The sequence below is a fragment of the Blautia sp. ZXY-1-C6 genome, assembly GCF_056339875.1.
The window spans coordinates 18,425-32,982 of the sequence record NZ_JBWJVQ010000163.1; the positions used below are offsets into that span (position 1 = coordinate 18,425).

Below are 14,558 nucleotides of genomic sequence, written 5' to 3' on the forward strand. Positions count from 1 at the left end.
TAGTTCTGTTTAATCGGATATTCGCAATCCGCTTCGCTACTTGCTCATAACCAAATAGCTGCTCCGCAGCTTATCAGAAGGAGTTGCACTCCTCCTGATACAAGCAAGATAGCTTGCTTGATTTGGTTATACTCCGAAAATAGCCATAAATGTTCCGGCTGCTACGGCTGTACCGATAACACCGGCAACGTTCGGGCCCATTGCGTGCATCAGAAGGAAGTTTGTAGGATCTGCCTCTGCACCCACTTTCTGGGATACACGGGCTGCCATAGGTACTGCGGATACACCTGCGGAACCGATCAGCGGGTTGATCTTTCCATGAGTCAGTTTGCAGAGCAGTTTACCAAGCATACATCCGCCGAATGTACCGATTGCGAATGCAACAAGACCTAAAACTACGATCTTCAGAGTATCTGCGTTTAAGAATGCTTCTGCACTTGTGGAAGCACCTACGGATGTACCCAGAAGGATAACTACGATATACATCAGGGCATTGGAAGCTGTTTCTGTCAGCTGTTTTACAACACCGCACTCTCTGAACAGGTTACCAAGCATGAGCATACCAACCAGCGGAGCTGTTGTAGGCAAAATCAGGCAGACAACGATTGTGATAACGATCGGGAACAGGATCTTCTCCAGTTTGGAAACCGGGCGAAGCTGATCCATTTTGATCTTACGTTCTTTCTCTGTTGTGCAGAGTTTCATGATAGGCGGCTGGATGATTGGAACCAGTGACATATAGGAATATGCTGCCACTGCGATCGGTCCCATCAGTGCAGACTGTCCAAGTTTACCTGCAAGGAAAATGGAAGTCGGGCCGTCAGCACCACCGATGATGGAGATTGCTGCTGCTGCTTTTCCATTGAATCCAAGAAAGATTGCAAGGAAGTAAGCTGCATAGATACCAAGCTGTGCCGCAGCACCCATCAGGAAGCTGATCGGGTTTGCGATCAGCGGACCGAAGTCTGTCATGGCACCTACACCCATGAAGATCAGGGATGGTAAGATACTCCACTCATCAAGGATGTAGAAATAATGAAGAAGTCCACCTACACCATTGGACATATCTTCCGGATTTGCCATAATGTCCGGATAGATATTTACAAGCAGCATACCGAATGCGATAGGAACAAGCAGAAGCGGCTCGAATCCCTTCTTGATAGCAAGGTAAAGGAATACGCAGGCTACTGCGATCATCAGGTAATTGCCCCATGTCAGATTAAAGAATGCTGTCTGATGAATCAGGTTGGACAATGTTTCTGTTACATAAGACATTTGACTACCTCCCGTCTTAGTTCATTGTTGCTAAAGTATCTCCGTTTTCTACAGAGGCACCTTCTGCAACATCAATGCTTGCGATAGTACCGTCCTGAGGAGCTACTACAGGGATTTCCATTTTCATGGATTCAAGAATAATTACGCTGTCTCCGGCTTTTACTGCCTGTCCAACGCTTGCTGCTACTTTGACAACTTTGCCAGGTACGGAAGCAGTTACTTTCACTGCGCCGGCGCCTGCTGCAGGTGCTGCTGCTTTCGGAGCTGCTGCAGGTGCAGCCTTAGGTGCTGCTTTTGGAGCTGCTGCAGGAGCGGATACGCTTCCTGTTTCTTCAACAGTTACTTCATATGCTGTACCGTTTACTGTAATTGTATAGCTTTTCATTTTAAAATCCTCCTAAATAAATGACAATTATCTTCTATTTCTTTTTACTTTACGGATGGAACGAACTACGAAGCCATCTGTTGTAGTTCCTTCTGCTGCTGCGATGGCTGCTGCAATAACAGCTACCAGCTCTCCGTCATCTGCAAGGTTCTCTTCTGCCTGTGCAGGTGCTGCCTGTGCGATGGCTGCTGCCTCTGCCTCTTTTGCAGCTTTGGCAGCTTTTGCTTCTGCTGCTTTCTTTGCTTCCGGATTCGGAATAAATCTAAACAGAGAAATCAGAAGGCTTAATAAAATCAGCATTACGAATACAGTTCCAATACCCATCAGAGTATTAAGACCTGCTCTCTGAAGAGTCTTGCCCATACCATACTGTACATCTACAGACATGGAAGTCGGTGTTCCCTGTGAGTCAAAGACATATACAAAGTTTGCTTCTGCTTTCTCAAATTTAAGAGGAACAGTAACTGTGTACTGATCATCTTTGAAAGTTACAGTAGTTTCACCATTGCTGTCCTTCTTTGCGCCAAGTTCATCCTTGGATGTCTGCCAGGACTGCATGGCACTTGTTGTAAAGTCATCTCCTGAACTCATGTAATTCTCGATTTCTTCATCCTTAAGCTGGACAATGGCATCTGTCAGTCCTTCTGCTGTAGTTACCAGTGTGGACTTAACAGTATCATCAACCTTATCTGCGGCAAATACCACAGAGGTGCTGCCGATCACCAGCGCAGCCATTACGAGAAATGTCATGAATACAGAAGTTATTTTTTTGATCATTTTCATATGCGTCACCCCGCTTAGACCGTTCCATGTTTCTTAGACGGACGATCTTCTCTCTTTGTGAACAGCATCTCAAATGCACCGATTACATATTTTCTTGTGTCAGCCGGGCTGATCACAGTGTCAACATAGCCTCTTGCTGCTGCGGAAGCAACACCATTCTGAAGCTCTCTGTACTGAGCAGCTTTTTCATTCAGTTCAGCAGCATCTGCATCTGCGTACATGATCTTGGCTGCCAGGGAAGCATCCATCATACCGATCTCTGCGTTATCCCATGCATATACAAGGTCTGCACCGATAGATTTGCTGTTCATTGCCACGTAAGCTGTACCGTAAGCTTTGCCGATGATCACATTTACCTTCGGAACAGTTGCATCTGCGAATGCAGCTACCAGTTCACCTACGGATTTCGCCATCATCTTCTCGCTGCATAAGGTTGCCATGAAGCCTGTTGCGTTTGTAAGTGTAAGTACCGGAATATCAAAAGCGTCGCAGAATTTCACGAAATCTGCTGCTTTTCTTGCGCCTCTTGCAGAGATGCTTCCGTCAAATGTTTCTGTTTTCTTGCCTTCTGCGTCATATACTTCGCTTTCTGTTTGCAACAGCACCTACTGTAGCGCCGTTTAAACGGATAAAGCCTGTAACCATGTCTTTTGCATAGTCTGCTTTTGTCTCGAAGAATTCACCGTTGTCAGCGATCTGGGAAAGTGCGATTGCTGTGTCACCTGCACAGTTTGCAAGATCTGCGCATACGCGGTTAAGATCATCTGTACACTCTGTGTAATTGTCTGTGTCTTCATTATTAGAAGGAAGAAGTGATACTAAGGAACGGATCTCGGCCAAGAATCTCATCCTCTGTACCAACGCCATCGATCACACCTGTCTCTTTGCTCTGGAAATCAGCTGCTGCTGTGTCGCATTTGTCTGTGTTGTTTCCTTCCAGTGCGTTTGGTGTGTTGACGAACGTTTTTCCTTTTTTGGATTCCATGAATGTGAAATCTGTCAGGGACGGGATAACTGCCATACCACCGCCGCATGTTCCGAAGATTGCTGTGATCTGCGGGATCAGCACCGGATGCCAGTGTCTGTTTCAGATAAATCTGTCCGAAAGCTTCCAGTGCGTCTGTTGCTTCCTGAAGACGGATACCTGCACAGTCAACAAGTCCGATAACCGGAGCGCCTGTTTTCATGGCAAGATCATAAAGTCTTGTGATCTTCTTTGCATGCATTTCACCAACAGTACCGTTTAATACAGATGCATCCTGGCTGTATACATAAACCAGTTTGTCATCGATCACACCATATCCGGTGATAACACCGTCAGATGGTGCCTTGTTTGCAGTCATGTTGAAATCTGTGGATCTGGCTGTTACACCCTGTCCGATTTCGACAAAACTGTTTGCGTCAAGCAAAGAAGTAATTCTTGTGCCTGCTAAGCTTTGTGTTGCATTACTCATTCTTGTTTGCCCTCCATCTTTATGAGAATATTTAAAAGTTAACCCAAAAATTTAGCCGATTTTAATTTTACCTTTTTCGGCAGAAAATTTCAACATTTATTTGTCATTTTCGTTAAAAATATAGCAGAAAAATTTGTCAGGTTTCTCCAAATTTTGTTTTTTTGAGTATTTCTTCCTATTTAATAGAGGGTATTACGGTTATTTTGTATTGTCCTGTATTTCACCCTCTCCCGCAAACCAGTGTGTCGACAAGTTGATTTCTCGAACAATCCTGCGTCTGAATTTCTTATTTCTATCCTGCAAGATTGTTTCAAGAATCAACTTGTCGGCACACCAGAGCGTGTTTGAAGCAACTATACCACACACTTGTCTGCGAATCCGACTACACAGGTATAAAAGTCTCAGCAAAACCATAGATGTTTTTTATTATATAGCACGAATTATCAATTAGATTTATGGATTATCCCGTTAATATAATTAACACATCAAAGAAATTCAGGCCACAGCTAAAGCACTGAACAATGACACAGCACTCCTGGCAAATAATGCATTTAAGACAGTTCAGCAGAGTGCGAAAGACAAGGAAGATATCTGCAGGCGTGCTTGACGCACGGCAAAGATATCTGACGCAGGATTTCACACTCTGATGGACTGGATTAAAATGCATTATTTTAGAGGATTGCTATAGACCAACAGAAAATTTCAGGAGGAAAGACGTAATGAAAAGCAATTACCAGCATATTTTCACACCACTCACAGTAAAAAATATGACTATCAAAAACCGTATCGTTATGATGCCTATGGGAACCAATTACGGGGAACAGAACGGCGAAATGAGTTTTCTTCACATTAATTATTATAAAGAGCGTGCCAAAGGCGGCACAGGTCTGATCATCGTAGAGAATGCAAGCGTAGATTCTCCGCAGGGTTCCAACGGAACTACTCAGCTTCGTATTGACCACGACAACTATCTGCCGCGTCTGTACAAATTCTGTGAAGAGATCCACAAATATGGTACCTGTATTGCGATCCAGATCAACCACGCAGGTGCTTCCGCTGTTTCCGCACGTACAAATATGCAGCCGGTTTCCGCATCTGATATTCCGTCCAAAGAAGGCGGAGAGATCCCGCGTCCGTTATCAGTGGAAGAAATCCATCACATTGTAAAGAAATACGGCGAGGCTGCAAAGAGAGCCCAGGCTGCAGGTTTTGACGCAGTAGAAATCCATGCGGGACATTCCTATCTGATCAGCCAGTTCCTCTCTCCTCTTACAAACAAACGTACAGATGAGTTCGGCGGATTTGTGGAAAACAGAACACGTTTCTGCCGTATGGTCATTGAAGAAGTAAGAAAACAGGTCGGACCTTTCTTCCCGATCATGCTCCGTCTCAGCGCAGATGAGCTGATGGAAGGCGGTAACACTCTCGAGGATACTCTTGAATATCTGGAATATATTCAGGATGAAGTTGATATCTTCGATGTTTCCTGCGGTTTAAACGGTTCTATCCAGTATCAGATCGATGCCAACTACATGAAAGACGGATGGCGTTCCTATATGCCTAAAGCTGTCAGAGAGAAATTCGGCAAACCATGTATCTCCATGGGAAATATCCGTAACCCGAAGGTTGCTGAGCAGATCCTCGCTGACGGCGATGCAGACCTGATCGGTATGGGACGTGGTCTTATCGCAGAACCTGCATGGGTAAACAAAGTAGCTACAGGCAGAGAATGTGACCTTCGCAAATGTATCTCCTGTAACATCGGATGTGCAGGAAACAGAATCGGCTTTAACCGTCCGATCCGCTGTACTGTAAACCCGGCTGTTCTGGAAGGTGATGTTTATAAGAATCAGAAAGTGAACAAGAACTGTAACGTTGTAGTAATCGGAGGCGGTACTGCCGGACTGGAAGCTGCCTGTACAGCCGCAGAAGTAGGCTGTAATACCTTCCTTCTGGAAAAGGGTGAGACTCTTGGCGGTCTTGCTTCTGTGATCTCTAAGATCCCTGCAAAGAAGCGTCTGGCTGATTTCCCGAACTATCTGATTCACAGAGCAGAGCAGCTTGAGAATCTTTATATCTTTACAAACACAGAGGGAACACCGGAAAATATCCGCAAGTTCCATCCAAACCTGATCGTAAGCTCCACAGGTTCCGCACCACTGCTTCCTCCGATCAAGGGACTTCACGACCGCATTGACAAAGAAGGCAGCAAGGTTGCTTCTATCCTGGGAATGATTAATCACATCAATGACTATCCGGAAGATATGACAAGCAAGAAAGTTGTTGTTGTGGGCGGCGGTGCTGTTGGTCTTGATGTTGTGGAATTCTTTGCAGCAAGAAATGCTGAGATTTCTATTGTGGAGATGATGGATCAGATCGGACGTGACCTGGATCCTGTTACAAAGAATGACATGAAGGACCAGATGAAGAAACATCATGTGGCCCAGCTTACAAAGACAGCTCTTCAGGAAGTAAAAGACAGCTCTTTCCTTGTAAAAGATGCAGAAGGTGAACGTGAGCTTCCATTTGACTACGGATTCGTATGTCTTGGTATGAGAGCTCAGGGACAGCTTTTCGCAGAGCTTTCCGATGCTTTTGTTTCTGATGATGTTGAGATCCTGAACATCGGAGACAGCAAACGTGCAAGAAGGATCATCGACGGAACTCTGGAAGGAAGAAATATCCTTAATACACTGACTCAGATGGGATACCTTTAATAAAAACCTTTACAACAAAATACGAAAGGGGATATTATAATGGCTGAAAGAATTACCGGACATACTGAATTAATCGGTCTGATGGCTTACCCGATCCGTCACTCCAGCTCTCCTGCAATGCAGAATGAGGCTTTTGCGAAACTCGGGTATGACTACGCTTACCTTGCTTTCGAGGTTGGCGCAGATGAGATTGAGGATGCAGTAAAAGCAATCCGTACTCTGAAAATGAGAGGATCCAATGTTTCCATGCCAAATAAAACTCTGGTTGGAAAATACCTGGATGAACTTTCTCCTGCAGCAGAATTATGCGGTGCAGTTAACACGATCGTAAATGACAACGGTCATCTTACAGGTCATATCACTGACGGTATCGGATTTATGTCTGCCCTGAAAGATAATGATATTGATGTGATCGGAAAGAAAATGACTATCGTCGGTGCAGGCGGTGCTGCCACTGCCATCGAGATCCAGGCTGCTTTGGACGGCGTTGCCGAGATCACAATCTTTAACCGCAAGGATGAATTCTGGGAATCGTGCAGTATCCACAGTAGAGAAGATCAACGCAAAGACATCCTGCCATGCAGTTCTTTATGATCTGGCAGATCTTGATAAACTGAAAGCTGAGATGGATGACAGTTTTATCTTTGTCAATGCTACAGGTGTGGGAATGAAACCACTGGAAAGCCAGTCCGTTGTTCCGGACAAGTCTTACTTCCGTCCTGAGCTGATCGTTATTGATGTTCCTTACTCTCCTCTGGAAACAAAGATGCGTTCCATGGCCAAGGAAGTTGGATGTAAGACAATGAATGGTCTGGGAATGATGTTATTCCAGGGTTCCGCTGCATTTGAGTTATGGACAGGTGAACCAATGCCTATCGAACATATGAAAGAGATTCTTCACATCTCCTATGATGACTGATACCTGATGGTATCTTCAGTAAAGATATCTCATATTGTGATGCAGAACAGATCATTTCACTGATCTTTCTGCACATAATATTTGATATATACCGCTTTTCGGCGTACTGCAGGAGATGTACTGATATATTACTCCGCGCAGAATGTACATATCCTGCAGTTTGCTTCAAAAAGCTGTTGATCATGCGGTTATGTTACGGTTATTCTTATAACAGTTCCATAATAATCCGGAACTACTATAATACAACAGAAAATATGAGGATAAACAGATGAACACAGTTCAGGTAAAAAACACTGTGATCGGCGAGGGCAGACCTAAGATCTGCGTTCCCATCGTAGGAAAAACAAAAACAGACATTCTCGAAGAAGCCAAAAAGATCACTACTCTTCCTGTTGATGTAGTTGAGTGGCGTATAGACTGGTTTGATGATGTCTTTGCTACTGAGAAAGTATTAGAAACCGCTAAAGAGCTTCAGGAAGTTTTAAAAGACATTCCTGTTCTCCTTACATTCCGTACTTCCAAAGAAGGCGGTGAGAAAGAAATTTCTGTAAATGACTATGCTGCTTTAAATATTGCAGCTGCTCAGAGCGGTTATGTAGATTTAATTGATGTAGAAGCATTTACAGGTGATGAAGTTGTTAAGACAATCATCAATGCTGCTCATGAGGCAGGTGTAAAGGTAATTGCTTCCAACCATGATTTCTTTAAGACTCCGGAGAAGGAGGAGATCATCCGACGCCTCTGCATGATGCAGGAGCTGGGTGCTGATATCCCTAAGATTGCAGTAATGCCTACCTGTAAGCAGGATGTTATCACACTGCTGTCTGCTACTCTGGAAATGTCTGAGAAACATGCAGACCGCCCGATCATTACCATGTCCATGGCTGGAACAGGTGTTGTCAGCCGCCTTACAGGTGAGACATTCGGCTCCGCTCTCACTTTCGGTGCTGCTTCCAAAGCTTCTGCTCCGGGACAGGTCGGTGTGCATGAATTAAAACAGGTGCTGGATATCATTCACAGCAGCCTGTGATCTGTTGATGAATGATGTGATATCGGATGCTATTCTTGCCTATAGCTGATATCACTCATATTCGTCAACAGATTGTTACAGAATTTGAATTTAATAATTATGACTCCTTAAAATAATAATTGATGAAAACCAAGAAGAACAGCCCCGAATCCCGGCTGTTCTTCTTGGCCAAGAAGAACAGCCGGGATTCGGGGCTGTTCTTCTTGGTTTTCATCAATTATTATTTTAAGGAGTCGTAATTATTAAATTCAAATTCTGTAACAATCTGTTGACGAATATGAGTGATATCAGCTATAGGCAAGAATAGCATCCGATATCACATCATTCATCAACAGATCACAGGCTGCTGTGAATGATATCCAGCACCTGTTTTAATTCATGCACACCGACCTGTCCCGGAGCAGAAGCTTTGGAAGCAGCACCGAAAGTGAGAGCGGAGCCGAATGTCTCACCTGTAAGGCGGCTGACAACACCTGTTCCAGCCATGGACATGGTAATGATCGGGCGGTCTGCATATTTCTCAGACATTTCCAGAGTAGCAGACAGCAGTGTGATAACATCCTGCTTACAGGTAGGCATTACTGCAATCTTAGGGATATCAGCACCCAGCTCCTGCATCATGCAGAGGCGTCGGATGATCTCCTCCTTCTCCGGAGTCTTAAAGAAATCATGGTTGGAAGCAATTACCTTTACACCTGCCTCATGAGCAGCATTGATGATTGTCTTAACAACTTCATCACCTGTAAATGCTTCTACATCAATTAAATCTACATAACCGCTCTGAGCAGCTGCAATATTTAAAGCAGCATAGTCATTTACAGAAATTTCTTTCTCACCGCCTTCTTTGGAAGTACGGAATGTAAGGAGAACAGGAATGTCTTTTAAAACTTCCTGAAGCTCTTTAGCGGTTTCTAATACTTTCTCAGTAGCAAAGACATCATCAAACCAGTCTATACGCCACTCAACTACATCAACAGGAAGAGTAGTGATCTTTTTGGCTTCTTCGAGAATGTCTGTTTTTGTTTTTCCTACGATGGGAACGCAGATCTTAGGTCTGCCCTCGCCGATCACAGTGTTTTTTACCTGAACTGTGTTCATCTGTTTATCCTCATATTTTCTGTTGTATTATAGTAGTTCCGGATTATTATGGAACTGTTATAAGAATAACCGTAACATAACCGCATGATCAACAGCTTTTTGAAGCAAACTGCAGGATATGTACATTCTGCGCGGAGTAATATATCAGTACATCTCCTGCAGTACGCCGAAAAGCGGTATATATCAAATATTATGTGCAGAAAGATCAGTGAAATGATCTGTTCTGCATCACAATATGAGATATCTTTACTGAAGATACCATCAGGTATCAGTCATCATAGGAGATGTGAAGAATCTCTTTCATATGTTCGATAGGCATTGGTTCACCTGTCCATAACTCAAATGCAGCGGAACCCTGGAATAACATCATTCCCAGACCATTCATTGTCTTACATCCAACTTCCTTGGCCATGGAACGCATCTTTGTTTCCAGAGGAGAGTAAGGAACATCAATAACGATCAGCTCAGGACGGAAGTAAGACTTGTCCGGAACAACGGACTGGCTTTCCAGTGGTTTCATTCCCACACCTGTAGCATTGACAAAGATAAAACTGTCATCCATCTCAGCTTTCAGTTTATCAAGATCTGCCAGATCATAAAGAACTGCATGGCAGGATGTCTTTGCGTTGATCTTCTCTACTGTGGATACTGCACGATTCCAGAATTCATCCTTGCGGTTAAAGATTGTGATCTCGGCAACGCCGTCCAAAGCAGCCTGGATCTCGATGGCAGTGGCAGCACCGCCTGCACCGACGATAGTCATTTTCTTTCCGATCACATCAATATCATTATCTTTCAGGGCAGACATAAATCCGATACCGTCAGTGATATGACCTGTAAGATGACCGTTGTCATTTACGATCGTGTTAACTGCACCGCATAATTCTGCTGCAGGAGAAAGTTCATCCAGGTATTTTCCAACCAGAGTTTTATTTGGCATGGAAACATTGGATCCTCTCATTTTCAGAGTACGGATTGCTTTTACTGCATCCTCAATCTCATCTGCGCCAACCTCGAAAGCAAGGTAAGCGTAGTCATACCCGAGTTTTGCAAAAGCCTCATTCTGCATTGCAGGAGAGCTGGAGTGACGGATCGGGTAAGCCATCAGACCGATTAATTCAGTATGTCCGGTAATTCTTTCAGCCATTATAATATCCCCTTTCGTATTTTGTTGTAAAGGTTTTTATTAAAGGTATCCCATCTGAGTCAGTGTATTAAGGATATTTCTTCCTTCCAGAGTTCCGTCGATGATCCTTCTTGCACGTTTGCTGTCTCCGATGTTCAGGATCTCAACATCATCAGAAACAAAAGCATCGGAAAGCTCTGCGAAAAGCTGTCCCTGAGCTCTCATACCAAGACATACGAATCCGTAGTCAAATGGAAGCTCACGTTCACCTTCTGCATCTTTTACAAGGAAAGAGCTGTCTTTTACTTCCTGAAGAGCTGTCTTTGTAAGCTGGGCCACATGATGTTTCTTCATCTGGTCCTTCATGTCATTCTTTGTAACAGGATCCAGGTCACGTCCGATCTGATCCATCATCTCCACAATAGAAATCTCAGCATTTCTTGCTGCAAAGAATTCCACAACATCAAGACCAACAGCACCGCCGCCCACAACAACAACTTTCTTGCTTGTCATATCTTCCGGATAGTCATTGATGTGATTAATCATTCCCAGGATAGAAGCAACCTTGCTGCCTTCTTTGTCAATGCGGTCGTGAAGTCCCTTGATCGGAGGAAGCAGTGGTGCGGAACCTGTGGAGCTTACGATCAGGTTTGGATGGAACTTGCGGATATTTTCCGGTGTTCCCTCTGTGTTTGTAAAGATATAAAGATTCTCAAGCTGCTCTGCTCTGTGAATCAGATAGTTCGGGAAATCAGCCAGACGCTTCTTTGCAGGGATCTTAGAGATCACAGAAGCAAGACCGCCAAGAGTCTCACCCTTTTCCAGAAGGAAGGTATTACAGCCTACTTCTGCGGCTGTACAGGCAGCTTCCAGTCCGGCAGTACCGCCTCCGATTACTACAACGTTACAGTTCTTGTTCACTTTCTGATTCTTATAAACATCACCTTCCAGAACAGCCGGGTTTACAGTACAGCGGATCGGACGGTTAAAGCCGATTCTGTTTCCTGCACATCCGATGTTACAGGAGATACATTTGCGAAGGTCACATTCTCTGCCTGTAGCTACTTTGTTTACCCATGCAGGTTCTGCGATAAGACCACGTCCCATACCGATCAGGTCTGCATCGCCGTCAGCGAGGATCTGCTCAGCAACCTTCGGGTTACGGATATTTCCCATGGAGATACATGGTTTGCCGAATTTCTCTCTGACAGCTTTAGGCATATAGGAACGCCATCCGTCTTTCATGTAGTTGGCATCGATCTGATACTGGATAGAACCGTTTAAACCGCAGGAAACATCGAAGATATCAACTTCATCCTGAATATATTCCAGATATTCAAGAGTATCCTCGAGAGTGTTACCGCCTTCCATCAGCTCATCTGCGCTGAGACGGAGCATGATCGGGAAGAAAGGTCCGACCTGTTTTCTTACTTCTTCAATGACCATACGGCAGAAACGTGTTCTGTTTTCCACAGATCCGCCGAACTCATCTGTACGTTTGTTTGTAAGAGGAGAGAGGAACTGGCTGATCAGATAGGAATGTCCCGCATGGATTTCTACTGCGTCAAAACCTGCAGCCTGGGCTCTCTTTGCAGCCTCGCCGTATTTCTTTACAATGTGATGGATTTCTTCCACTGATAACGGACGCGGGATCTCTCCGCCTTCTTTGGACGGAATATCAGATGCGGAAACCGGCTGCATATTTGTACGTGCGGAAACAGCGGAAGCACCTGCGTGGTTGATCTGGATCGCAATACAGGTACCATATTTGTGGATCTCTTCACAGAATTTGTACAGACGCGGCAGATAGTTGTCGTGGTCAATACGAAGCTGAGTAGTTCCGTTGGAACCCTGCGGAGAATCTACGCTTGCATTCTCTACGATGATCAGACCTGTGCCGCCTTTGGCACGCTCTTTATAATAATTAATGTGAAGAAAACTCATTTCGCCGTTCTGTTCCCCGTAATTGGTTCCCATAGGCATCATAACGATACGGTTTTTGATAGTCATATTTTTTACTGTGAGTGGTGTGAAAATATGCTGGTAATTGCTTTTCATTACGTCTTTCCTCCTGAAATTTTCTGTTGGATCTATAGCAATCCTCTAAAATAATGCATTTTAATCCAGTCCATCAGAGTGTGAAATCCTGCGTCAGATATCTTTGCTGTGCGTCAAGCACGCCTGCAGATATCTTCCTTGTCTTTCGCACTCTGCTGAACTGTCTTAAATGCATTATTTACGAGGAGTGCTATATAATTGTTCAGTGCTTTAGCTGTGGCCTGAATTTCTTTGATGTGTTAATTATATTAACGGGATAATCCATAAATCTAATTGATAATTCGTGCTATATAATAAAAAACATCTATGGTTTTGCTGAGACTTTTATACCTGTGTAGTCGGATTCGCAGACAAGTGTGTGGTATAGTTGCTTCAAACACGCTCTGGCGTGCCGACAAGTCGATTCTTGAAACAATCTTGCAGGATAGAAATAAGAAATTCAGACGCAGGATTGTTCGAGAAATCAACTTGTCGACACACTGGTTTGCGGGAGAGGGTGAAATACAGGACAATACAAAATAACCGTAATACCCTCTATTAAATAGGAAGAGATGCTCAAAACAACAAATTTGGAGAAACCTGACAAATTTTTCTGCTATATTTTTAACGAAAATGACAAATAAATGTTGAAATTTTCTGCCGAAAAAGGTAAAATTAAAATCGGCTAAATTTTTGGGTTAACTTTTAAATATTCTCATAAAGATGGAGGGCAAACAAGAATGAGTAATGCAACACAAAGCTTAGCAGGCACAAGAATTACTTCTTTGCTTGACGCAAACAGTTTTGTCGAAATCGGACAGGGTGTAACAGCCAGATCCACAGATTTCAACATGACTGCAAACAAGGCACCATCTGACGGTGTTATCACCGGATATGGTGTGATCGATGACAAACTGGTTTATGTATACAGCCAGGATGCATCTGTATTAAACGGGACCGTTGGTGAAATGCATGCAAAGAAGATCACAAGACTTTATGATCTTGCCATGAAAACAGGCGCTCCGGTTATCGGACTTGTTGACTGTGCAGGTATCCGTCTTCAGGAAGCAACAGACGCACTGGAAGCTTTCGGACAGATTTATCTGAAACAGACACTGGCATCCGGTGCTGATCCCGCAGATCACAGCAATCTTCGGAACATGCGGCGGTGGTATGGCAGTTATCCCGTCCCTGACAGATTTCACATTCATGGAATCCAAAAAGGAAAAACGTTCGTCAACACACCAAACGCACTGGAAGGAAACAACACAGACAAATGCGACACAGCAGCAGCTGATTTCCAGAGCAAAGAGACAGGTGTGATCGATGGCGTTGGTACAGAGGATGAGATTCTTGGCCAGATCCGTCTCCTTAGTATCACTTCTTCCTTCTAATAATGAAGACACAGACAATTACACAGAGTGTACAGATGATCTTAACCGCGTATGCGCAGATCTTGCAAACTGTGCAGGTGACACAGCAATCGCACTTTCCCAGATCGCTGACAACGGTGAATTCTTCGTGAGTACAAAAGCAGACTATGCAAAAGACATGGTTACAGGCTTTATCCGTTTAAACGGCGCTACAGTAGGTGCTGTTGCAAACAGAAAGCGAAGTATATGACGCAGAAGGCAAGAAAACAGAAACATTTGACGGAAGCATCTCTGCAAGAGGCGCAAGAAAAGCAGCAGATTTCGTGAAATTCTGCGACGCTTTTGATATTCCGGTACTTAC

Annotated in this window: 8 protein-coding genes and 3 pseudogenes; 4 read left to right on the forward strand and 7 right to left on the reverse strand. The window is 44.1% G+C overall.

Annotation, left to right across the window (positions count from 1 at the left end):
* Positions 1-126: 126 nt before the first annotated feature.
* The 4 genes and pseudogenes from AC075J_RS07930 to AC075J_RS07945 form a co-directional block, all read right to left on the reverse strand.
* A complete protein-coding gene (locus AC075J_RS07930) occupies positions 127-1,275 on the reverse strand; it encodes a sodium ion-translocating decarboxylase subunit beta (RefSeq protein WP_008704466.1) in 1,149 nt (382 codons plus the stop codon).
* 16 nt (positions 1,276-1,291) lie between these two features.
* Positions 1,292-1,660, reverse strand: coding sequence for a biotin/lipoyl-containing protein (locus AC075J_RS07935; protein ID WP_022381146.1), 369 nt, complete (start codon positions 1,658-1,660; stop codon positions 1,292-1,294).
* 27 nt (positions 1,661-1,687) lie between these two features.
* Positions 1,688-2,443 (reverse strand): OadG family transporter subunit, encoded by a 756-nt coding sequence (locus AC075J_RS07940; RefSeq protein WP_182465282.1) that lies wholly within the window; start codon positions 2,441-2,443, stop codon positions 1,688-1,690.
* A gap of 14 nt (positions 2,444-2,457) precedes the next feature.
* Positions 2,458-3,897: pseudogene (locus AC075J_RS07945) on the reverse strand (acyl-CoA carboxylase subunit beta).
* 719 nt (positions 3,898-4,616) lie between these two features.
* Between AC075J_RS07945 and AC075J_RS07950 the strand changes: the two are divergent.
* The 3 genes and pseudogenes from AC075J_RS07950 (at position 4,617) to aroD (AC075J_RS07960) (ending at position 8,563) form a co-directional block, all read left to right on the forward strand.
* Positions 4,617-6,614 (forward strand): oxidoreductase, encoded by a 1,998-nt coding sequence (locus AC075J_RS07950; RefSeq protein WP_476390220.1) that lies wholly within the window; start codon positions 4,617-4,619, stop codon positions 6,612-6,614.
* A 39-nt stretch (positions 6,615-6,653) separates the two neighbouring features.
* Positions 6,654-7,533, forward strand: a pseudogene (locus tag AC075J_RS07955) (shikimate dehydrogenase).
* A 268-nt stretch (positions 7,534-7,801) separates the two neighbouring features.
* Positions 7,802-8,563, forward strand: a complete 762-nt coding sequence (gene aroD / locus AC075J_RS07960; protein ID WP_476390221.1) for a type I 3-dehydroquinate dehydratase — start codon at positions 7,802-7,804, stop codon at positions 8,561-8,563.
* 336 nt (positions 8,564-8,899) lie between these two features.
* On the opposite strand, the gene aroD (AC075J_RS07965) is transcribed toward aroD (AC075J_RS07960), so the two are convergent.
* From aroD (AC075J_RS07965) to AC075J_RS07975, 3 genes are all read right to left on the reverse strand, one after another.
* Positions 8,900-9,661: a type I 3-dehydroquinate dehydratase gene (gene aroD, locus AC075J_RS07965; protein ID WP_118521073.1), complete on the reverse strand. Its 762-nt coding sequence runs from the start codon at positions 9,659-9,661 to the stop codon at positions 8,900-8,902.
* Positions 9,662-9,929: 268 nt separating this feature from the next.
* On the reverse strand, positions 9,930-10,808 hold the full coding sequence (locus AC075J_RS07970) for a shikimate dehydrogenase (RefSeq protein WP_144137241.1): 879 nt from the start codon (positions 10,806-10,808) through the stop codon (positions 9,930-9,932).
* Between the two features lie 39 nt (positions 10,809-10,847).
* On the reverse strand, positions 10,848-12,845 hold the full coding sequence (locus AC075J_RS07975) for an oxidoreductase (protein ID WP_476390222.1): 1,998 nt from the start codon (positions 12,843-12,845) through the stop codon (positions 10,848-10,850).
* 719 nt (positions 12,846-13,564) lie between these two features.
* Here AC075J_RS07975 and AC075J_RS07980 point away from each other — a divergent pair.
* A pseudogene (locus AC075J_RS07980) lies at positions 13,565-14,558 on the forward strand (carboxyl transferase domain-containing protein); the annotation flags it as partial.

Excerpts from the sequence above, each read along its gene's own strand:
- AC075J_RS07970 (WP_144137241.1), bottom strand. The coding sequence starts at position 10,808 with ATGGCTGAAAGAATTACCGGACATACTGAATTAATCGGTCTGATGGCT.
- AC075J_RS07975 (WP_476390222.1), bottom strand. The coding sequence starts at position 12,845 with ATGAAAAGCAATTACCAGCATATTTTCACACCACTCACAGTAAAAAAT.
- AC075J_RS07930 (WP_008704466.1), bottom strand. The coding sequence starts at position 1,275 with ATGTCTTATGTAACAGAAACATTGTCCAACCTGATTCATCAGACAGCA.
- aroD (WP_118521073.1), bottom strand. The coding sequence starts at position 9,661 with ATGAACACAGTTCAGGTAAAAAACACTGTGATCGGCGAGGGCAGACCT.
- aroD (WP_476390221.1), top strand. The coding sequence starts at position 7,802 with ATGAACACAGTTCAGGTAAAAAACACTGTGATCGGCGAGGGCAGACCT.
- AC075J_RS07935 (WP_022381146.1), bottom strand. The coding sequence starts at position 1,660 with ATGAAAAGCTATACAATTACAGTAAACGGTACAGCATATGAAGTAACT.
- AC075J_RS07950 (WP_476390220.1), top strand. The coding sequence starts at position 4,617 with ATGAAAAGCAATTACCAGCATATTTTCACACCACTCACAGTAAAAAAT.
- AC075J_RS07940 (WP_182465282.1), bottom strand. The coding sequence starts at position 2,443 with ATGAAAATGATCAAAAAAATAACTTCTGTATTCATGACATTTCTCGTA.